Here is a 19964-nt window from a genome sequence, read left to right as displayed (position 1 = left end):
GCTCATCTGTGAAGGGCCGCATAACTTCCCTGCGCGATCTCTCCACCGCCGACGACGCCGCTCCCGCCACCTTCTCAGCCGCCCGTATCGTCCCAGGGTCTGCGCCTAACACTGCCGCCGATGCCGCCCCTGTCACCGGTCCCGTCCCGGTGCTCCACCCATTACGGGGACCCCGAAAACGGATGTGCCCGAACTCGACCCCCTCGACGTCCTCGACGATGAAACCGCCCGCCGAGTCCGGCATGTGCTGAGCGAAAACGCCGAGTGCTGGAGACGGTGCAGCGGCTGCGCCAAGGCGACCTGAGCGGCGTCGGCGAATTGATGACCGCCTCGCATGTCTCGCTGCGCGACGACTACGAAGTCTCCTGCCTCGAACTCGACCTCGCCGTCGACGCAGCCTGAACGCCGGGGCCATCGGCGCCCGAATGACCGGCGGCGGCTTCGGGGGATCCGCGATCGCCCTCGTTCACGAGAGCCAGCTGGACCAGGTCCGAGACGCCGTCCTCAAAACATTCGCCGACCATGAATTACAGACCCCGGACACCTTCACCGTCCTCCCGGCGGACGGTGCGCAGCGGATTACATTCGCGGGTCCTGGCTGTCAGGAAGATGTCCGGAGTTCAAGTACAAGGTGAACGCGGAGCTCAGAATGGTCGATCTCCGGATGGACGGTGTTTAGGTAGTCACGAACCTGCTGCTTGGCCCGCTCAAGAGTGCGGACTTGGGTCGCATTGTCCTCGTCCAGGATCAGTTCCCACCCGTGTGACCATTGCCGGGCGGTCACGGTGATTTCGGTGTCCATGTTTCCCACCCCTATTGAATCTGCAGTTTCTCGATAGCAATTAGGAGCTGATACGGCACATCTTTGGAGATCGAGATTCCAGTCATATCGTTGCGCAGATCAAGGACGCGACTGCATCCGCATGGCCTCTACGGCAGCGACTAGATCTTCATCTTGGACCTCAGACTCATTCCACTCAGTCCAAAAATTCTTTGTGGCGCTACTGGGCTTAATGGACGGAGTATCAAGGCGAATACGCGTAGGAAGAACAAGCGCATCTCCAAGAACCAGAGCCTCCCCTACATCAAGCAACGGCAGAGCCGCAGCGATCCCCTCCATGCTATCTGGCATTAATCGCTTGACGACAGCTTGGTCTTGGTCATTTGTTAACCGTAGGGCTATGAAGTTATTACATTGTGAAAGCACCGTTCTGCTGACATCGGAAGGACGCTGACTCACGACTAACAGAGAAATGCCATATTTGCGGCCCTCCTTAGCTATGCGTTCAAAGGAGTCGAGTGCGCGAACCTCGGCGATGTCGGCGACGCTTGCCGGAAGATATAGATGCGCTTCGTCACACACAAAAGTAATTGGGGTCCGCTTATCCTTGGCGGTCCAAAAATGCACTTCGTAAAGTAAGCGCGCGAGAACTCCGACAACTATCGGCAGGACATCGCTGGGAACTTCGCTGAAGTCGATAATCTTGATGCCCTGCTTGGTGCCTAGGAGATCTTTAGCGAGACCGTGCAGCCAATCGTACCCAACAGCCTCGTCAGGGGGGCCGAACATAAACCCATATCGTCGATCCTCAGTTCGGGCTTTCAGGCGGGCCACAAACCTTGTTAGTCGACCATTAAACGGCCCTGCTTTTTCGGAGCGGGCACCGGGGACCATCTCTGTGTCGTCATCTTCGAGTCGGGCAATGAGGTCGATAAGGCTAAAAGGGACAGGACTGTCAACAGTGAATCGGCCCGCGACCTCAGTCCTCCCCGCTTCTTCCAGTTGGGCGAGCTTGAGTTCGCGCACGTGATGAGTCAATCGTGCAGCTTGGTTAGGTGCATTCGACTCAGATCGATCCAGCAGAAGTGCTTGCATTTCCTCTTGATTCAAAAGCCACCAAGGTAAATACAGTGAACGACTGTCGGAATCGGAGTCGCCTGGTCCTGCAATCCGAAAACCTTGAGCGATAGGTTCTTGACCCTCGGTGAGTGGCGAATACTCACCATGCATGTCGAAGACAATTAGATTTGGGAAGGATAGCGCTTTGGCGCGCTCAAGAATAAGAGCTACGGACCAACTCTTTCCCGAGCCTGTACTTCCGAGAAGAGCAGCGTGACGTTGGAACAGCCGATCACCATCTGCTACGGCCGTAGCTGCGGAATCAGCAACAAAGGTACCCAGCTGGAGTTGTTTTTCTGGATCTAGTTGTTGGGTTAGGAGGCCCATAAGGTTCTGTAGGTTTGTGCCGTCGATGACCCAACAGGGAGACTCCACAAGCGGATAGCTGTCAGCACCCCGCTTGAAGGTGTTCCTTCTTGTGCCATCTACCTCTCGATATGTGCCGAGAAGAACTACTCGCAGTAAGTCACGTTGACGTGCCTCTAACGGAACAGTCCCATCATCGTCAGGGTTTTCTAAGAGCGCCTCCTCTTGGAGATCGCGTGTCACGCGGTCTAGCATACCGACAAGGTATTCCGATGAATTCGACCCTTGAAAAGCAATTAGGCTTCCGACCCCCACTCGTGTCAGCCGGTCGTGATCGGTTGCCTCGGCCCAAACGCTTGAGGTATCAACCTAAACACTCTCCCCAGGGCAAGACTGGGCGGAAATTCCAGGACACTTGTGTTTTTCATTTTCCTAACACTTCCTCTACAAGACGATTCAAATTCCAAATGGGACTGTCGAGCGTAGCCTCCCCGTCCCCTTTCACGACATGCGTATGCGCGTCATTGACTCTGTCCGCCTCGACTCCCAGCGCTACGGGGCTGATGGAGAGGTACTCTCGAGCACTTTGAGTAATAGTGCGGCTCAGGATCACCGAAGGAACTTTTTGTATTCTTTCTCTAATGTGAGTCTGCAAATGATCATCGTTAAAACCGTATCCAACAAATAGCAGTGCGTCAGCGGCATCGATAGCTGCGTTGGCGCGTTCACGTTGCTGATCGAAGGGCATTTCATACCCTTGGCGGTACTTATTTCCCCCGGGCGCCACGATACGGCGAGCGCCAGGAATGGCTAGATCGCTCCGAAAATGTTCTCCATTGTACGTTAGCCAGTCGAGGCTGCCGTGAGGTTTTGATAAGCGAATATGTGGGGTTTTTCGAATTGATGTTACTCGACGGCGCCCCACTTGGTTGTCCAGGCGCAACATAGATTTTCTGCTCTGTTCTGGATCAAATTTGCCTACAGTATGACCGTAAAACATTGAATCTACTCCAATGCCAACTCGAGCAGCCTGGGCCTCAATCAGTCGATCATAATTTGTCGTGATGACGTCCACGCATTCCGTTGTTCTAAGTACATGCTGAAATATTCGACTGAACGCCGGAGGCTCGGCCTCCCTTAGTATCTTCTCCATGGCGTGCATTTCTTTCCCTGAAATGCACGTAGCTATCTGCTCGGCAATAAGATCAGCTAGCTCATCCGAACTGACACCGTCCGCAAGGGCATCTTCAAGCCCCTGGCCTTGTTCAAGTAACTCCGAAATCGGTGTCCACTGCGGTAGGCAACTTAGGGACCGGGCAGTTATCTCATTTGGAACGTTTTCTCGAAGGTGAGCCGCGAGATCCGTCATCCCGGGTAGACCTAGCGCGGAAGAAGCTCCCGACCCAACGATTATCACGAGCCCTTTACGGAAGAGTTCCTGCACCTCCGAGTAGACCTGTTCCTGGTCGAGATCCATTTGTCTCCCCGTGATCCGTTCGCCGACACGGCAGAACTCCTCTAGTCCATGTTTGTATTGTTGCAGAAAGAGAGTCCTGTTGGTGCCTGGTTCAGTGTGAATCACCGGTGTGTTGCAGCTGATCAGCGGAGTTTTTAAGTAGGCAATACCCTGCGGGCCGGGAGAGCGGGGCTTGTCTAGACCACTTTGTCGCCGTGGTAAAAGGTGATCTGAAGGATGCAGGTTCTCACACTCTGGGCGCGGGCGGTGTGTCAGTTTCCTCCGTAGAGCTCAACCTGGGTAGATACGCCGGGTTGTTGCCTTAGATGGTGTTAGTGACCTACTTTATGGGTGGTTCAGGTCGAACAGTGCTTGGCTGGTCTACGTTGTGGCGGCCTATAAGCCCGCGCACGTACCCTTGTCCCTGGCTGGTGGTGCTTTCACTCCCGCTGGCAGGCCCTATTCCGACCATTTCGCGCATGGCCCAGGGGATACTTCTCCCAATGGTTCATCACAACTTGAGCCTTACCGCCAGATACCGTGTAGCGCGCCTTCAAGCCGTCCTGTGCCGGCACGATTTGCGGAGCCAACAATGGAAAGATCAACGGCATTCAGGTTGGCCATCCCGCATCAACCAATCTCCATCGGGATGGCTTAAAGCTCCCTCAATCCTCCCGCAATTCATACGCCGCCGTGCGTTGCTGTACCCGCCGCAACCGCTCGACGTCGAACTTCCGACTGCGGTCGAAGCTGTAGATCCCGTTCTTCTCCTGGAACACATCGGTGAGCTGCGTGTAGCAATAGCCGAACATGTTGGAGTCATCCAGCAGCACGTTGGTCAGCCCCTCGAAGCGTTCGTAGAACTCCTCTTTACTGCGCACGCGATCCCCGTAGCCCCAAGAATCGGACTGATCCTGGCCCGCGGATTCCGCATCAGCGCGAGAGGCTTCCTCCTCGTTCCACCAAATACCCCCGTACTCCGAAATGAAGAACGGCTGCCCGGCATGCGGCACCGAGTATTCCGGCCGCGCGTGGGGGAGGGCGATCTCACCCCCGTGATACCGGTTCACGTGCGGATCCCCGTGCGCCAGCCCGGCCTGCTCCGCGCGGAACGCCTCGGGATCCTGCTCGTAGGAATGCGAGTCGTAGACATCGGTCTCGCGAACCCGGTGCGAATACCCGGACGCATCGATCACCGGCCGGGTCGGATCCGCCAGCTTGGTGGCCCAGAACATAGCCTGGGTGACGTCGTCGAGCACGGTGATCCGGTCGTGCAGCACCTGGTGCGTCTCATTCAGCGGGCACCAGCCCACGATGGACGGGTGGTTCACGTCCCGCCGTACCGCCTCAATCCATTGCGCCACGAACGACGCATCCGGCTTCTGGTTGTGCCCCACCGGCCCCTGCCCGGACACACCCCAGTCCCCGAATTCTCCCCACACCAGGTATCCGCGCAGGTCAGCGTGGAAAAGAAACCGCTCCTCGAAGACCTTTTGATGCAGGCGCGCGCCGTTGAAGCCCGCCGCCATGGACAGCTCGATGTCCTCGATGAGCGCCTGATCGCTCGGTGCCGTCATGAGCGATTCCGGCCAGTACCCCTGATCGAGCACGAGCCGCTGGAACACCCGGCGCCCGTTCAGTCGGAACGAAGTGCCGTCGATACTCACCGATCGCAGCGCCGCGTAGCTGCGCACCCGGTCGAGTTCCGCGCCGTCGGCCTCAGCGAGCACCGCGACTTCCACGCCATATAGTTGCGGGTCGCCCACGTCCCACAGCCGCACGTCCTCTTCGGTAATGCGGACGACGGCGCTCGGTGCCAGATCGTAGCCCGTCCGCACCGATTCTTCGGCGACCAACCGACCATCCGGATCGGACACGCGAACCCGCAGCACGCCGTCGGCGAGGTTGCGGGACAGCGGTGCCAGAACCGTGAGGGTCCGGGCCGCGACGTTGGGGGTGACCTGTAGCCGCTCGATAGAGACCGGTGGGACCCCTTCGAGCCAGACCGTCTGCCAGATCCCGGTGGTGCGCGTGTAGTGGCAGTGGGTGTTGGCGAACACGTGGCCTGCTTGCCGCGGGCCTGGACCTCGCGGTGCAGGTCGCGGGCGCGGACTGTGATCTCCACGTCCTCGCCCGGGCCAACCACGCTCGAGAGGTCCGCGCTGAACGGAGTGAAGCCGCCGCGGTGACGGGCGACTCCACCCCGTTGGCCCACACCGTGGCGTCGTAGTCGACGGCGCCGAAGTGCAGCACCGGACGCAGTCCATCCCACTCGGCCGGGACCGTGATCACCCGGCGGTACCAGACGGCCTCCAGGAAATCGGTGTCCCCGATCCCTGACAGTTCCGACTCCGGGGCGAACGGGACGGTGATCGTTCCGGCCAGCGGCCGCGAGACCAGCCCGCGGTCGATCCCGGAGTCACTGCGGTCGATCTCGAAATCCCACTGGCCATTGAGATTCACCCAGTGCTCCCGCACGAACTGCGGGCGAGGATGCTCCGGACGGGGAATCCCAGGCTCGGGTGAGGCGGGCGGGTCGAACGTGCTGATGGTCATGCGGGTCCTCCAAAACGCGTGGAATCCCAATTCTGAACGACACTCCGGCACAGATCCTGAATGCTGATTCCTCGGTGAGCACTGTATCCATCGGTCTTCAGGGCTCCCTCAACCCCCTAACCGAGGCCTAGAGTCGAATTCATGAGCACTACACAGAACACGGACATCACACTCAACAATGGCGTTGTCATGCCTGCGATTGGCTTCGGCGTTTTTCAGACCCCACCGGAGGAGACCAAGACTGCTGTCGCTGAGGCCTTGAGAGTCGGTTACCGGCACATCGACACCGCCGCGGCATACAGCAACGAGCGCGGCGTGGGCGAAGCAATTGCCGAATCGGGCATCCCGCGGGACGACATCTTCATCGAAACCAAGATTTGGATCAGCGATTTTGGGTACGACGAGACCCTGCACGCCTTCGAAAAGGCCACCGGCAAGCTTGGGATCGACACGATCGACCTGCTGATTCTGCACCAGCCGCTCACCACCGAGTTCGACCGCACGATCCAGGCGTACAAGGCTCTCGAGAAGCTCTACGCGGACGGCAAGGTGCGCGCGATCGGCGTTAGCAACTTCATGGTCGAGGACCTGACCGAGCTCTTCAACCAGACCGATGTCGTCCCCACGGTCAACCAGATCGAACTGCATCCGTACTTCCAGCAGGCAGAGGTTGTCGCGGTGGGGCGCGAGCACGGAGTTCTGCCGCAGGCTTGGTCACCGATAGGCGGCGTCGTGAATTACGAGGGTGGCGAGGGCAGCCCGCTGCAGGACCCCACGATCGGCGAGATTGCCACCGCCCACGGCAAGTCACCCGCCCAGGTCATGCTGCGGTGGCACCTGCAGAAAGGTGTGCAGGTTATCCCCAAGTCGGTGCGCCCAGAACGCATTGCGGAGAACTTCGACATCTTCGACTTCGAACTGATCGATAGTGAGATCGCGGCCATCGACGCCTTGGAGAAGGGTGTTCGCGGCGGCCCCGAACCCGCCTCCATGACGCTGGAGAAGTGGGGCAAAGCGATTCCCGAGGCGTAGTCACTCGGAAGGCGGCACTCGTGCGCGCCGACATCCTAGGCAGAGGACCGCAGCGAAAACCGGGTTCCGGGTGCGATCTAGTGCCACAGATGTCGGCGCGCCACCGTTTTCGGATTCAGGGAGCTGGTCAGCTGTAAATGATGCGGCTCAGCTGGGTTCCGTAGTCGGCATCCACGGTCAGCGTCTCGTCCTCCATGTGATCGAACAGGACGGCAACGAACATGTCGCGGCGGTGAGCAAGCTTCTCCTTGCGCGCAGCCTTCAGGGCCGCGGGGATCTGGTCTGCCGTGAGTTTCGTGCAGTACACCGGGGAGCCGGGCTGCTGACGCCACGATTCGGCCAGAGAACCGGCATCCACGGGATCCAGGCCGGAATCGTTGACGAGGGTCATCGCGATCTCCTTCGCGTGGGCGTCGTCGCCGGCCACCGGGATGGCCACGCGCTCGGGATCGCCCGCTTCGCGCGCATCGTCCGCGAGCACGCCCCAGCCGACGGCGTTCCAAGCCTCCACGATGGTGCGTCCACCCAGCTGCTCGACCACCCACTCGCTTTCCACCTGGCCGTTCTCCATCGCCTCAATGGACTCGTCCCGGTTGGGGTAGTAGTTGGAGGTGTCGATCACTGCGGTCTGTTCTGGCAGCGCCTGAACCAGCGGCGCGATCTTTGACATGGCGTTCAGAGGAATGGACAGGATCAGTGCGTCGACATCGCTCGCGGCCTCTTCCGCGGTCACAGCCTGTGCGCCGGTGGCCAAGAGGTCGCTATCAATGGTTTCGGGTCCGCGCGAGTTAGCGATTTTGACCTCATGGCCCTTGGTGGGCAGTCGCTTGGCCAGGCTGGAGCCGATGTGGCCGGTTCCGATGAGTCCGATCTTCATGAGTGATGTTCTCCTAGCGTTGGTGTCCGTGCGTCGGTCCGCCGACATCCTGGGCAGAGGTTCGCAGCGAGAACCGTGTTCCGGGTGCGAACTCGAGCCACAGATGTCAGCGCGGCCTTCGTCGTCGAGATCTGACTACAGATCAGCCGTAGATGAGGCGGTTCAGCTCGGTCAGGTAGTCCGCGTCGATCGTCATGGACGGGTCATCCGCACGGTCCATGATCACGCCGATGGCCAGGTCACGACGCGGCGGGATGCGGTCCTTCTCAGCCCTCGCGAGTGCGTCCACGACCTGATCTGCGGAAAGACTCGTGCAGTACACGGGGGAGCCTGGCTGCTGGCGCCAGGACTCGGTCAAGGGCCCGGCGTCCACGGCGTCGAAACCGGTGTCCTCGACCAGGGAACGCGCGATCTCTCCGGTGCGAGCGTCGTCGGCGGCCACGGGAATGGCGATGCGCTCGGGATCACCCGATTCACGCGCCTGATCTGCGAAAACGCCCGCTAGAACTGCGTTCCAGGCCTTGGCAATCGTGCGTCCACCGAACTGCTCGACGACCCACTCGCTTTCGGTCTGGCCGTTGTTGATCGCCTCGATGGCGTCGTCGCGGTGGGGATAGTAGTTGGAGGTGTCGATCACCGCAGTCTCGTCCGGGAGCGCCTGGATGATCGGCGCCAGCTTGGGCATCGCGGCGAGGGGGATGGACAGAATGAGGGCGTCGACGTCGCTCGCGGCCTCTTCTGCCGTCACGGCCTGTGCGCCGTTGGCCAGCAAGTCCGCGTCGATGGTTTCGGGGCCGCGGGAGTTGGCGACCTTGACCTCGTGACCCTTGGCGGGCAAACGCTTGGCGAGCGTGGAGCCGATGCTGCCTACGCCGATGATTCCGATCTTCATGGGTGGTTCCTCTCTGTGTGCGCTTGTGGGAGTGCAAACGGAGAGGGTTTCCGGTTTATTCCGGGTACGCAGATCCTGAGTGAGGATCTCGGGAGCGCTGAAACTTGGGATGCCTGGGCTCGCAGTCGATCGTCGTGGTTTGAGATCCGGCGTTCTCAAGCGGCAGTCTCCAAGTGGAATGAGCTATATCCCGGGTGTTGAAGTTGAGTCCCACCTGTAGTCAATGGCCTGAAGATCCTCGTCTCGCGGGTTCCACTCCCGGACTACGAAGGTCGCGTCCTGGTCATCAATTTCGCCCTCATCGGTGAAGCGTAAACCGCTTAAGATCCCAATGACACACTCGCCGGGATGCTCTCGCGCATGATTCACTTCACCGTTAGTCACAATGACAGTCGACCCCTTGGACTGCGTGCCCTTAGCTTCTAGGTATCGGACTTCATCGCCTTTCTTTGCGATAGCATCGAATGGGCCGTCGTGCCGCACGTCATCAACTTCCCACCCTTGGGCTCGATAGTGATTTTCCAGGCGAATTTGAGCGGCATCTTCGATCTTTTTGCGGAGTTCTGGATTAACTATACGACCTTGACTGTCTACTTCGGCTTCATGATCGATAATTTTTCCAGTATATAGTTCTGGGTCGGAAATTAGATGATCTAGGTGGCTCGTATCGTGGTAATTGAACTCTCGACGACCTTTGCGCACTTGTGATCCATGGAGCTCGTCATGAACGGGGTGACCGGGATGAAGGACATAACCCTGGAGGGCCCGGCGTCGTTTGCCGTTTTTATAGAATTCAGGACCCACTTCCTCGATGCCGGTAATAGCAGCGACTAATACTATTTTCCCACCGTATGAAAAGGTAGCAATCTTTTCATCTCGGGCGTCATCACCCAGTCGCCAAACCCCTCGGTTGTACTCCCAAACTTCCTCTGGTTCGGCCAGCGGGTCCCAGCCTGCCCAGGGGCGATTATTCCATGAAGAAAATGAATCATGAGGGTCCTTCTTGACAAATTTAAAATTTATAGACATTTCAACCTCTTTAGTCGTTTGCGTAAATCGTATCTGGAAACTAATTAGGTAAAGAGTGAACTTGTTACTTATCGGTTCAAGGCATGTGTTCAAGAATCTGTCATTCTAGAACTTCTAGCCACACAAGCGATTATGCGGTAGATATGACTTAAACGAAAGGCACCCACATGTTCACCGGACTCAGCGCCTTCCCGCTCACGCCGCTCCACGACGATCAGGTCGACGAACAGGCCTTCATCGGCTTGGTTCAACGCCTCGCTGCGGCCGGCGTCGACTCCATCACAGCCCTCGGCTCCACGGGATCCTATGCGTATCTGAGCCGCGAAGAGCGGCAGCGGGTCGCCCGGCTAGCAGTTGAGCACGCGGGTGACGTCCCGGTGTTCGCGGGTATCGGCGCGCTGCGCACCTCCCACGTCCTGGCCCACGCCGACGACGCCGCCCAAGCCGGCGCCTCTGCTCTCCTTCTCGCACCCATGAGCTACCAGGCGCTCACCGAGGACGACGTGTTCGAGCTGTTTCGCGCCGTCACCGAGCACACGGATCTGCCGGTCATCGTCTACGACAACCCGGGGACCACGCACTTCAGTTTCACCACGGATCTCTACGCCCGTATCGCCCAGTTGCCGGGGATCGCGTCCATCAAGATTCCCGCGCTGCCTGCCAACAGCGCGGAGGCGCAGAAGAAGGTTCAGGAGATCCGAAGCGTGATCCCCGAGAACGTGACCATTGGCATCTCGGGTGACCAGAGCGCCGTCGGCGGCCTGAAAGCCGGGTGCGATGTCTGGTATTCGGTGATCGGCGGGACCTTGCCGGACCTGGCCGTGAAGCTGACTCGGCTCGCCCAGAATGGCGACGCGAACGAAGCGACCAAAGAATCCGTCCGCCTCGCCCCGCTGTGGGAGCTCAACGCGGAGTTCGGAAGTCTGCGCGTGGTGGCCGCTATTGCCGAGTACCTAGGCTTGGCACCGGAGAAGTGTCTGCCCCTGCCGATCCAGGGCCTGGATGAGGAGCAGCGCGCACGCGTGAAAACGGCGGTCGATCAGCTGGACCTCACCTGACCGAATTCGGGCGTAGCCTGAGGTTCAACTCGCACGAGTCCTTCAGCGGATCGTCACTGAAGAAGTCGTCCACGATCAGAGAGGATCACGGACATGGTCGAAGCGTGGATCGTGATCTTCTTCTACTTCGTGCTCGCCACCACCCTGTGGTCCGTGGTGACCTGGGCGTGGGTGTACCTGCGGAGCGCGCTGCGGGGACGGCGCGCGCAGAGAACAACAACGTCCCCGCAAGCCCAAACCGAGCGGCGCCCCGCCACCACCCAGAACCCACCAGGCGAACCGCCCACGTACAGCAAGAAAGCGAAGCGAATTGCCCTTGCCTACGGCGTGATCGACCTCCTGATCATCCTGCTGTGCGTGATCGCATACCTGACCGCGTCCGGCGAACTCGTCGGCGAACTGATTGCGTACGGCCTGATCATCACGCTCGTCCACGTGGGGTTGTGCTGGGCGCTGCAGTACTCCAAGCGGAAGAAGATGGCCTCAGAGCCGCTTCCCCGCATTCAATGACGCGGACATGAACTCGGCCACGACCTTCTGCGAGATGGCCACATCCAGGACGAAAACGCCTTCCTCATGCGTGGCCAGCCAGTCGGTGAGCACGGACAGTTCCGCCAGGCTGCGGACCTTGGCGCCGTCCGCGCCCATGGCCTTGCCCATCGCGGAGAAGTCCACCTCGTCGATGAGCATGGCCGTGGGATCCAGGCCCTTGGACGCGTACTGGTGCAGTTCGGCACCGTAAGCGGAGTCGTTGAGGACCACCACCACGCCGCGGCGGGTGGCGCGCACGAACGTTTCCAGATCCGCCAGGCCCATGAGCCCGCCGCCGTCGCCCGTGACGAACACCGTGGTGCGTTCAGGGCGAGCCACCGAGACTCCGGCCGCGGAGCCGAAGCCCAGCCCGATCGACTGGAACGCGGTGCCCACCAGCACCATCGCCTGAGGGTCCGGGACGGACAAGTACATGGGTGCCCAGCCGATGAAGTGTCCACCGTCCATGACCACGGAGCGCTCGGCGGGCAGGATTTCCTCGAGGGCTGAGACCACCGCGCGGGGGTTGAGCCGTCCGTCTGGGCCGAACTCGGTGGGGTCCTCCACTGGTTCGGCGGAGCGGAATTCTTCCCCGGCGACTTCGGGGACGGCGGCGCGCCAGGTGGCCGCGGCGTCGGTGGCCGAGATGCGGGCCAACAGGCCGGCGGTGGCGGGCCCCAGATCCGCGCGCACGTAGTCGGTGACCTGCGGGTGGGCCATGATGGCCTCGGGTTCGTTGTCGATGCGGATCACGCGTGCGTCCGGCGAGAAGAGCGTTCCGTACCGCGACTGGAAGGTGTTGAGACTCGCACCGGCGACCAGAACGACGTCGGCCTGTTGCGCCAGATCCAGGCGGTGCTCGCGCGTGAAGCCCCCGGCGATGCCCAGGTTCCAGGGCGAGTCCAACGCGTTGGTGGCCATCACGGAGGTCATGAACAGCGCCCCGAGACGATCGCCGAGCTCCTGGAGCGCACCGGCGGCGTCTCCGAGGAGCACCCCGCGGCCGGCCAGGATCAGTGGCCGCTCCGCGCCACGAAGAATAGATGCAATACGATCGAGTTCCTCGCCCGGTGCGACCCAGGACGGCTTGTTCGGCAGCGGCTCCAGCTCGGTCTGCGCGGTGAGCGGGGCGGTGGCGTGGTCGTAGGGGATCGCCACGATCACCGGCTGCACGGTCTGCTGCGCCAGATCGAAGGCCCGGTGGGTGATGGCCGCGGCATTGTCCGGGCCGGCCACCAGCGTGGTCACACCCACCGCCGACGCCGCTCCGGCCTGGTCGATATCGAACGGTCGCCTTCCGGTCGTGGGCGCGTCACCCACCACGAGCACTAGCGGAACGCGGGCCAGCCGAGCCTCCGCCAAGCCTGTGTACGTGTTGGTGAACCCGGCACCGTAGGTCACGGTGGCGGCTCCGATCCGACCGGTCGCACGGTGATACGCGTCGGCCATGGTCACGGCGGCCACCTCGTGGCGCGCAGAGGTGAACGGGAACCCCTGATAGGTGAGATGACTGATCACGTGGGCATTGCCGTTGCCCATGAGGCCGAACAGGTGTCGGAACGCTCGGCAATCACGTCAGCGACCGCCGTCGAAACGCTTGCTGTCTCAGCGGGCTGATCCGATGCGGGACGGTTCTGCTCGGTGGTCATGGCGTGTTTTTCTCCTGAGTCATGGGTGCGACGGGGAAGCGCATGCGCGAGCGTCGTGTGCCCGGCGGCAGGCGCGGATCAAGGAACCTGCACTTCAGCGGGGCGGATGCGACCCGCGCTGGGATTCAGAACCTTGCAGTCTGAATGTGGTCTGGCTAACATCTAAAACTAGCCTACGGCGGGTCCGGATTCGGACTATCTACCGGGCGAGCAACCAAGAATCGCACTGATTCGGCGCCAGAGAGCTCCCGGTACAGCTGAGGACGGATCCACTCCACGTCGCAGTCAGTGGCTTGTCACGAGGAGTTCAGCGCCATGAGCGAGATCCGTTTAACCATCAACGGCCACGAACGCGGCTTCGCCGGCGTCAATCCCCACACCCGCTTGCTCGATTTCCTGCGCGACCAGGGTCTGACCGGTGCCAAGGAAGGCTGCGCGGAAGGCGAGTGCGGCGCTGTGCAGTGCTGGTCGCACGGCCGGACGGCGATGATCGCACCCGCTGGACCTCCGTCAACGCGTGTCTGCCACCCGCCGTCGCCTTCGACGGGCAGGAAGTGGTCACCGCCGAAGGCCTCGGCACTGCACCCGGACCTCGCGGCCCCGGCCAACTCCATCCGGTGCAGCGCGAAATGGCCACCCGCGGCGGCTCCCAGTGCGGCTACTGCACCCCCGGCTTCGTGTGCGCGATGGCCGCGGAGTACTACCGCCCCGAACGCACGCCGTCCGATGACACCCACGGCGAGAAATCCGGCACGGAGGTCCAGGGCGAAGAACACTCCGCCGCTCACGAATGCGGACCCAACGGCTTTGACCTGCACTCCCTGAGCGGCAACCTCTGCCGCTGCACCGGCTACCGCCCCATCCGCGACGCCGCCTACGCCCTGGGTGAGCCCGAGGAAACGGACCTGCTGCGGCGTCGTCAAGAGCAGCCCGCCCCGAAACCGAGCTACACCCGGATCGATACGGCGACCACGCGCTTCGTGCGCCCCGCCACGCTCGACGAACTCTTCAACCACCTGGACGAGGCCTCTGACGTCCGATTGGTCGCAGGCGCCACCGACCTCGGCGTGGAGGTCAACATCCGCCACGTCCGCCCGCCGCTCGTGCTGGCCGTGGACCGCCTCGACGAGCTGCGCACCCTCAACGTCAGCGACGACCACATCGAAATCGGCGCCGCGCTGAGCCTGTCGGAGGTCGAACGAGGCCTGGCTGGCCGGGTGCCCCTGCTCGATCAACTCTTCCCGCAATTCGCGTCCCGCCTGATCCGCAACGCGGCCACGTTCGGCGGGAACCTGGGCACGGGCTCGCCCATCGGCGACTCCGCCCCGGTGCTCCTCGCGCTCGACACCTCCGTGGTGCTCGCCTCCAAGGGCAAGGAACGTGAGGTCCCGCTCGCCGAGTACTACACCGGCTACCGCGAAAGTGTGCGCCGTCCGGACGAAATCATCCGCGCCCTGCGCATCCCGCTGCCGCTCGCCAACCACGCCGCGTTCTACAAAATCGCCAAGCGCCGCTTCGACGACATCTCGAGCGTCGCCGTGGCCATCGCGATCCAGATCGACGACGCCGCCAGCATCACCTCCGCGCGCATCGGCCTGGGTGGCGTGGCCGCCACCCCGATCCGTGCACGTGAGGTCGAAGAAACCCTGATCGGACAGCCGTGGACCCGCGAAACTGCGGTCAATGCCGCGGCCGTGATGGCCCAGCAGGCACCCCGATCGATGACATGCGGGCCAGCTCCCGCTACCGCTCGGCCATGCTCGAACAATCCCTGCTCAAGTTCTGGGCGCAGGAACAGCCCGCCCAGGCTCAGGAGGTCTCCCGATGAAATCCCTCGCAGAACGCCCCGAGAACCCGGTGGTCGGCGTTTCGGTCGCTCACGAACACGCAGCCGATCACGCCACGGGCACCGCGCTCTACACCGACGACCTCATCGTCCGCCACCAGAACGTGCTCCATGCCTGGCCGTTGCAGGCCCCGCACGCCCACGCCCGCGTGACCTCGCTGGATGTCGCCCCCGCCCTCGAGGTGCCCGGGGTGGTCCGGGTGTTGACGGCTGAGGACGTGCCGGGCGTCAACGACGCCGGCATCAAGCACGACGAACCCCTCTTCCCCAGCGAGGTCATGTTCTACGGCCACGCGGTGTGCTGGGTGCTTGGCGAAAGTCTGGAAGCAGCGCGCCTCGGCGCGGAAGCCATTGAGGTCCAGTACGAACCCTTGCCGTCCTTGATCACCGTCAGGGAAGCCATTGCCGCAGACAGTTTCCAGGGCCGCCAACCCACGGTGAGCCGCGGCGACGTCGAAATCGGCCTGGCCAACGGAACCCACCGTTTCAGTGGGGAGTTCGAGTTCGGTGGGCAGGAACACTTCTACCTGGAGACCCACGCGTCGTTGGCGTACGTGGACGAGGGTGGGCAGGTGTTCGTTCAGTGCAGCACGCAGCACCCCACCGAGACCCAGGAAATCGTCGCCCACGTGTTGGGACTGGACAACCACGAGGTTACGGTGCAGTGCCTGCGCATGGGCGGGGGCTTCGGCGGTAAGGAAATGCAGCCGCACGGTTTCGCCGCGATTGCCGCGCTGGGGGCGACGCTGACCGGACGGCCCGTTCGGCTGCGGCTGACCCGCAATCAGGACATCACCCTTTCCGGCAAGCGCCACCCGTACCTCGCGGAATGGGACGTGGCCTTCGACGACGACGGCCGCCTCCAAGCACTGCGCGCCACCGTCACCAGCGACGGCGGCTGGAGCCTTGACCTCTCGGAGCCGGTGATGCAGCGGACACTGTGCCATATCGACAACGCCTATTGGATCCCCAATGTGGAGGTCAGCGGTCGAATCGCGAAGACGAACAAGACCTCGCAGACCGCCTTCCGCGGATTCGGTGGGCCGCAGGGCATGTTGGTCATCGAGGACATCCTGGGTCGCTGTGCACCGCTGCTCGGTCTGGACCCCACGGAATTGCGCGCTCGCAATCTGTACGTGTCGGGGCAGAGCACCCCTTATGGTCAGCCGGTGCGCCATGCGGAGCGATTGGCCGAGATCTGGGGGCAGCTGCACCAGCGCGCGGACGTGCGGGAGCGGCGCGCTGAGATCGAGGAATTCAACGCAACCCACACCGATACTCGCCGCGCGCTCGCGGTGACCCCGGTGAAGTTCGGCATCTCGTTCAACCTCACCGCGTTCAACCAAGCCGGTGCGCTCGTGCACGTGTACCGAGACGGCTCCGTGCTCTTTAATCACGGTGGCACGGAGATGGGCCAGGGGCTGCACACCAAGATGCGGCAGGTGGCCGCCACCGCACTGGGCGTGCCGCTGGAGACCGTCCGGTTGGCGCCCACGCGCACGGACAAGGTGCCCAACACCTCCGCCACGGCGGCTAGTTCCGGCGCGGACCTCAACGGCGGGGCGGTCAAAAACGCGTGCGAGCAGATCCGCGACCGGCTGGCCGAGGTCGCCGCGCGCAAGTTCAACATCCATCCCGACGACGTGCGGTTCGTCGACGGCAAGGTCACCGGCATCGGCTTCCACGACCAGGAGATGCCCTTTGCCGAGCTGGCCCACGATGCCTATTTCCAGCGGATCTCCCTGTGGGCCGCCGGCTACTACCGCACCGAGGGGCTGCACTGGGACGCGGACCGGATGCAGGGCGAGCCGTTCAAGTACTTCTCGTACGGGGCGTCCGTGTCTGAGGTGGAGGTGGACGGGTTCACCGGTGCGTATCGGATGCTGCGGACGGACATCGTGCACGACGTGGGCGACAGCCTGTCCCCGCTGATCGACATCGGGCAGATCGAGGGTGGATTCGTGCAGGGCGCCGGCTGGCTCACGCTCGAGGAACTGCGCTGGGACGATTCCGACGGCCCCTCCCGAGGTCGCCTCACCACCCAGGCCGCGAGCACGTACAAGCTGCCGAGTTTCTCGGAGATGCCCGAAGAGTTCAACGTGCACCTGTTCGAGAAGGCGACCGAGAGCGGCGTTGTCTATGGCTCCAAGGCCGTGGGGGAGCCCCCGCTGATGTTGGCGTTCAGCGTGCGCGAGGCGTTGCGGCAGGCCGCGGCGGCGTTCGGGCCGGAGGGGCACAGTGTCGAGCTCGCCAGCCCGGCCACTCCCGAGGCCGTGTTCTGGGCAGTTCAGGACGCACGGCGGGCGCTCGCGGACGACGGCGCGAAGCGGCCGCTCGCTTCGGGCCGGGGTCGGTCAGACGACGGCGCTTCCCAGCCGCCGGCTTCTCGACGGGACCGAGCGGCGTCGTCGGCGACGGGCGTGTCTGCTGGCGAAGCGGCGTCGACCGAGGCGACTTCAGCGGAAGCTCGCTCGACGAGTGCCGCCGAGGACTCACCGGACGCCACCGCCGCAGCCACGCGCTGACGGCTGCCCATCTGACGTGGATGACTGACATGGACTGGTTGGATGCCCTGCAGCGCCTGCGCGGGGAGGGGGCCGGGGGTGTGCTCGTCACCGTGACCGAGGTGCGCGGGCACGCCCCCAGGGCACCCGGGGCCAAGATGGTCGTGGGTGAGTCGCAGACCTGGGACACCGTGGGCGGCGGCAATCTGGAGGCGACCGCGATTGAGCGCGCCCGTGAGCTGTTGAGTTCGGGTGCCACCGAGCCCGAAACCATGACGTTTTCACTCAACGAGCACGCCACCGTGGAGCACGGCAGACAGTGCTGCGGCGGCGTGGTCAGCGTGCTGCTCGAACCGCAGCAGGCGCGGCCGTCGGTCGCGATCTTCGGTGTGGGGCACGTGGGTTACGAGTTGGCGCGGGTGCTGTCCCGCTTCCCGCTTCAACTGCACCTGGTGGACAGCCGGGCCGATCAGCTGGATCCGGCCCGGTTCGCCGACGTCACCAACGGCACCGCTCAGGTCCACCTCCGTCACAGCCCCGTGCCGGAATCCACGCTGGCCGAGCTGCCTGCCGGTGCGCACGTGCTCATCATGAGTCACGACCATTCGGAGGATTTCATCCTGTGCGACGCCGCTCTGCGCCGGGGCGATCTGGGCACGGTGGGACTGATCGGGTCCTCCGCCAAATGGTCGCGTTTCCGCAAGCGGTTGCGCGACGAAGGTCACGACGACGCCGCGATCAACCAGATCTCGTGTCCCATCGGCGTGCCGGGGATCCCCGGTAAGGAGCCAGCGGCCATCGCGGTGAGCGTTGCGGCGGATCTGCTGCGGGTGTTCGAGGGAGCGCGGACGTCTGGTTCGTGAGGCGGTCCGTGACTCAGACAGCAGGCGGCCGTTGGGTGGTTCCGCGCTCGCTGAGGTGAGGCGCGAGGTGAAGGGGGAGAGCGGCGTCGTCGTCAGAAAAGCGGCGTGGAGGTGACGCTGAAACCCGAGCCGCGACGTGAGCCGCTGCCGGTCGGGAACGCGGTGGCGTTGAGGTAGATGACGCTGGTGCCGTAGCCCTGCACGGTTACTGTCCGGTACAGGGAAACGGCCGTGACCCGGGAGGAACTGGTGCTTTTGGAGTCCAGAACGTTATAGGGCGAGGCGAACGTGGTGCCGCACGCTTGAGTCCCGTTCAGTCCGCCTTGGCAGGTTCCGTCAGTGCGCCCCACGGTTCCGTTGGCCGCAACGGCCGTTCCGTTGGTGACGTCGTATGTGTTGCCGTTGGACAGCCTGAACCGTGACGTACCACCTCCGTTGCCAGAGTTGATCGACCCCGAGGTGACTCCGCATGCTGCGGCATCCGCGCTGATCTTGAAACCGAAGTCCAGATACACCCGCTTGTTGGAGACCAGATCACCCAGGGTTTCGTTGGTGATGTTGATGTAGGTGACCTCGAACGCAGCTGCGGGCAGGGGCTGTCCACTCACGAAGCGCTGGCATTGAGGCGAGGCGGCAATGGCCGGGGCGGCAGCGGAGACCATGACTACCGGTGCGGCCCAGACCGTGCCTTTCGCGAGGGTTCGGCGGGAAATCGTCATGGGGGACCTTCACAAATCGATGACATTCCATGAAAACACACGGATGCCGTTCGATAAACCCAGGTCGGGAAATGTGACCAGGCGCAATAGCTCCGCGTTTCCGGGTTTCTGCGTCTTGCCGCGTTTCTCCTTGGACCTGTTGGTCCGGCGCCGCGACTGAGACCGGGACTGGGACTGGGCGGGGCCGCGACCGGGGCTGGGCAGGCTCTTCACTCAGACCTCGAGCCGGTCCCTATAACCCCGGATGCGCGCGGGAATCTGGTCCTCCGGGAGGTCAATGACGGCTTGCTCGGAGCCGAGGCTTGTGGCCGCTTCGTAGTACCAGCACTTGTACTCGACGATCTCCAGGGTGCGTTGGAGCTGTTCCATTTGTTCGAGTACCGAGGTCCGGCAGTTCTGGAACAGCTCCTGGCGCTGCTTGAGCGTCTCATCACCTTGCTGGTACCACTGCATGAATTGGCGAATCTCGCTGATGTGAAGCCGGATTGCTTCAGGCAGTCGATGACTTTGAGGGCCTCGAGGTCCTTGTCTTCGAACGCTCGTCGTCCGCCGGCGCCGCGGGACAGCTCCGGGAGCAACCCCTCCTTGTCGTAGTAGCGCATGGTCGAGGCCGGAACACCCAGTAGTTCTGCGGTCTCTCCGATGGTGTAGGTCATGGCGTCTCCAAAAACTTTTGCCGGGTCCTTGACTTGAAGTGAACTTCAACTGTGACTATCAAACCACTGACCAAGATTTTGAGGAGAGCA

General features: G+C 62.5%; 17 protein-coding genes and 3 pseudogenes. 8 read left to right on the top strand and 12 right to left on the bottom strand.

Going from position 1 to position 19964, the window contains the following annotated elements:
* Positions 1–264 precede the first annotated feature (264 nt).
* Together YO9_RS21190 and YO9_RS21185 are read left to right on the top strand one after the other, a co-directional pair.
* The gene (locus tag YO9_RS21190) at positions 265–402 is read left to right on the top strand and encodes a hypothetical protein (RefSeq protein ID WP_016995735.1); all 138 of its coding nucleotides are present in this window, start codon (positions 265–267) and stop codon (positions 400–402) included.
* Complete coding sequence (locus tag YO9_RS21185) at positions 366–635, top strand: hypothetical protein (RefSeq protein ID WP_223285901.1); 270 nt, start codon at positions 366–368, stop codon at positions 633–635. Before YO9_RS21190 ends, YO9_RS21185 begins: the two co-directional genes overlap by 37 nt.
* On the opposite strand, the gene YO9_RS0100565 is transcribed toward YO9_RS21185, so the two are convergent.
* The 4 genes and pseudogenes from YO9_RS0100565 to YO9_RS0100555 all read right to left on the bottom strand — a co-directional run bounded on the left by YO9_RS0100565 (position 602) and on the right by YO9_RS0100555 (position 6218).
* Positions 602–802, bottom strand: a complete 201-nt coding sequence (locus tag YO9_RS0100565) for a hypothetical protein (protein ID WP_223285896.1) — start codon at positions 800–802, stop codon at positions 602–604. The genes YO9_RS21185 and YO9_RS0100565 overlap by 34 nt on opposite strands.
* Before the next feature lie 99 nt (positions 803–901).
* On the bottom strand, positions 902–2449 hold the full coding sequence (locus tag YO9_RS0100560; RefSeq protein WP_223285895.1) for an ATP-binding protein: 1548 nt from the start codon (positions 2447–2449) through the stop codon (positions 902–904).
* Between the two features lie 181 nt (positions 2450–2630).
* The gene (locus YO9_RS16135; RefSeq protein ID WP_223285894.1) at positions 2631–3683 is read right to left on the bottom strand and encodes an SIR2 family protein; all 1053 of its coding nucleotides are present in this window, start codon (positions 3681–3683) and stop codon (positions 2631–2633) included.
* A 644-nt stretch (positions 3684–4327) separates the two neighbouring features.
* A pseudogene (locus YO9_RS0100555) lies at positions 4328–6218 on the bottom strand (glycoside hydrolase family 2 protein).
* Positions 6219–6359: 141 nt separating this feature from the next.
* On the opposite strand from YO9_RS0100555, the gene YO9_RS0100550 reads away from it, so the two are divergent.
* Positions 6360–7250: an aldo/keto reductase gene (locus tag YO9_RS0100550; protein WP_016995730.1), complete on the top strand. Its 891-nt coding sequence runs from the start codon at positions 6360–6362 to the stop codon at positions 7248–7250.
* 127 nt (positions 7251–7377) lie between these two features.
* Here YO9_RS0100550 and YO9_RS0100545 read toward each other — a convergent pair whose 3' ends face one another.
* The 3 genes from YO9_RS0100545 to YO9_RS16130 all read right to left on the bottom strand — a co-directional run bounded on the left by YO9_RS0100545 (position 7378) and on the right by YO9_RS16130 (position 10048).
* Complete coding sequence (locus YO9_RS0100545) at positions 7378–8175, bottom strand: NADPH-dependent F420 reductase (protein ID WP_223285893.1); 798 nt, start codon at positions 8173–8175, stop codon at positions 7378–7380.
* A 94-nt stretch (positions 8176–8269) separates the two neighbouring features.
* A complete protein-coding gene (locus YO9_RS0100540) occupies positions 8270–9019 on the bottom strand; it encodes an NADPH-dependent F420 reductase (RefSeq protein ID WP_016995728.1) in 750 nt (249 codons plus the stop codon).
* Between the two features lie 183 nt (positions 9020–9202).
* Entirely contained in the window at positions 9203–10048 is an 846-nt protein-coding gene (locus YO9_RS16130) for a protein NO VEIN domain-containing protein (RefSeq protein ID WP_223285892.1), read from the bottom strand.
* Between the two features lie 167 nt (positions 10049–10215).
* On the opposite strand from YO9_RS16130, the gene YO9_RS0100525 reads away from it, so the two are divergent.
* On the top strand, positions 10216–11106 hold the full coding sequence (locus tag YO9_RS0100525; RefSeq protein WP_016995725.1) for a dihydrodipicolinate synthase family protein: 891 nt from the start codon (positions 10216–10218) through the stop codon (positions 11104–11106).
* A gap of 93 nt (positions 11107–11199) precedes the next feature.
* Complete coding sequence (locus YO9_RS0100520) at positions 11200–11616, top strand: hypothetical protein (RefSeq protein WP_016995724.1); 417 nt, start codon at positions 11200–11202, stop codon at positions 11614–11616.
* Here the strand turns inward: YO9_RS0100520 and YO9_RS0100515 are convergent.
* Both YO9_RS0100515 and YO9_RS19400 read right to left on the bottom strand, forming a co-directional pair.
* Positions 11590–13176: a thiamine pyrophosphate-binding protein gene (locus tag YO9_RS0100515; protein WP_016995723.1), complete on the bottom strand. Its 1587-nt coding sequence runs from the start codon at positions 13174–13176 to the stop codon at positions 11590–11592. The two genes, YO9_RS0100520 and YO9_RS0100515, sit on opposite strands and share 27 nt — an antisense overlap.
* Positions 13152–13286 (bottom strand): hypothetical protein, encoded by a 135-nt coding sequence (locus YO9_RS19400; protein ID WP_262925517.1) that lies wholly within the window; start codon positions 13284–13286, stop codon positions 13152–13154. Before YO9_RS19400 ends, YO9_RS0100515 begins: the two co-directional genes overlap by 25 nt.
* A 315-nt stretch (positions 13287–13601) precedes the next feature.
* Here YO9_RS19400 and YO9_RS0100510 point away from each other — a divergent pair.
* From YO9_RS0100510 to xdhC, 3 genes and pseudogenes are all read left to right on the top strand, one after another.
* Positions 13602–15114: pseudogene (locus YO9_RS0100510) on the top strand (xanthine dehydrogenase small subunit).
* Positions 15111–17657, top strand: a complete 2547-nt coding sequence (xdhB, locus tag YO9_RS0100505) for a xanthine dehydrogenase molybdopterin binding subunit (protein WP_223285891.1) — start codon at positions 15111–15113, stop codon at positions 17655–17657. The pseudogene YO9_RS0100510 and the gene xdhB overlap by 4 nt, the downstream one beginning before the upstream one ends.
* Before the next feature lie 29 nt (positions 17658–17686).
* Positions 17687–18499 carry a xanthine dehydrogenase accessory protein XdhC gene (gene xdhC, locus YO9_RS0100500; protein ID WP_016995721.1) on the top strand — a complete coding sequence of 271 codons (813 nt, stop codon included), beginning with the start codon at positions 17687–17689 and terminating at the stop codon, positions 18497–18499.
* Between the two features lie 92 nt (positions 18500–18591).
* On the opposite strand, the gene YO9_RS0100495 is transcribed toward xdhC, so the two are convergent.
* The 3 genes and pseudogenes from YO9_RS0100495 to YO9_RS21180 all read right to left on the bottom strand — a co-directional run.
* Positions 18592–19218, bottom strand: a complete 627-nt coding sequence (locus tag YO9_RS0100495) for a hypothetical protein (protein WP_016995720.1) — start codon at positions 19216–19218, stop codon at positions 18592–18594.
* A gap of 213 nt (positions 19219–19431) precedes the next feature.
* Positions 19432–19671: a MerR family transcriptional regulator gene (locus YO9_RS16125; RefSeq protein WP_016995718.1), complete on the bottom strand. Its 240-nt coding sequence runs from the start codon at positions 19669–19671 to the stop codon at positions 19432–19434.
* Positions 19672–19697: 26 nt separating this feature from the next.
* Positions 19698–19874 (bottom strand): annotated as a pseudogene (locus YO9_RS21180) (MerR family transcriptional regulator); the annotation flags it as partial.
* Positions 19875–19964 lie beyond the last annotated feature (90 nt).

The sequence above is a fragment of the Kocuria atrinae C3-8 genome, from assembly GCF_000286355.1.
GTDB classification, from domain to species: Bacteria; Actinomycetota; Actinomycetes; order Actinomycetales; family Micrococcaceae; genus Kocuria; species Kocuria atrinae_A.
Note: the sequence above shows the minus strand (reverse complement) of the source record. Positions and strands in the feature narration are given on the sequence as shown.

What these genes read in the sequence shown, in the direction of transcription:
- YO9_RS0100540 (WP_016995728.1), bottom strand. Translation starts at nt 9,019, where the DNA reads ATGAAGATCGGAATCATCGGCGTAGGCAGCATCGGCTCCACGCTCGCC.
- YO9_RS19400 (WP_262925517.1), bottom strand. Translation starts at nt 13,286, where the DNA reads ATGACCACCGAGCAGAACCGTCCCGCATCGGATCAGCCCGCTGAGACA.
- YO9_RS0100525 (WP_016995725.1), top strand. Translation starts at nt 10,216, where the DNA reads ATGTTCACCGGACTCAGCGCCTTCCCGCTCACGCCGCTCCACGACGAT.
- xdhB (WP_223285891.1), top strand. Translation starts at nt 15,111, where the DNA reads ATGAAATCCCTCGCAGAACGCCCCGAGAACCCGGTGGTCGGCGTTTCG.
- YO9_RS0100515 (WP_016995723.1), bottom strand. Translation starts at nt 13,176, where the DNA reads ATGGGCAACGGCAATGCCCACGTGATCAGTCATCTCACCTATCAGGGG.
- YO9_RS16130 (WP_223285892.1), bottom strand. Translation starts at nt 10,048, where the DNA reads ATGTCTATAAATTTTAAATTTGTCAAGAAGGACCCTCATGATTCATTT.
- YO9_RS0100545 (WP_223285893.1), bottom strand. Translation starts at nt 8,175, where the DNA reads ATGTCGGCGGACCGACGCACGGACACCAACGCTAGGAGAACATCACTC.
- xdhC (WP_016995721.1), top strand. Translation starts at nt 17,687, where the DNA reads ATGGACTGGTTGGATGCCCTGCAGCGCCTGCGCGGGGAGGGGGCCGGG.
- YO9_RS0100565 (WP_223285896.1), bottom strand. Translation starts at nt 802, where the DNA reads ATGGACACCGAAATCACCGTGACCGCCCGGCAATGGTCACACGGGTGG.
- YO9_RS16125 (WP_016995718.1), bottom strand. Translation starts at nt 19,671, where the DNA reads ATGCAGTGGTACCAGCAAGGTGATGAGACGCTCAAGCAGCGCCAGGAG.
- YO9_RS0100550 (WP_016995730.1), top strand. Translation starts at nt 6,360, where the DNA reads ATGAGCACTACACAGAACACGGACATCACACTCAACAATGGCGTTGTC.
- YO9_RS0100495 (WP_016995720.1), bottom strand. Translation starts at nt 19,218, where the DNA reads ATGACGATTTCCCGCCGAACCCTCGCGAAAGGCACGGTCTGGGCCGCA.
- YO9_RS16135 (WP_223285894.1), bottom strand. Translation starts at nt 3,683, where the DNA reads ATGGATCTCGACCAGGAACAGGTCTACTCGGAGGTGCAGGAACTCTTC.
- YO9_RS0100520 (WP_016995724.1), top strand. Translation starts at nt 11,200, where the DNA reads ATGGTCGAAGCGTGGATCGTGATCTTCTTCTACTTCGTGCTCGCCACC.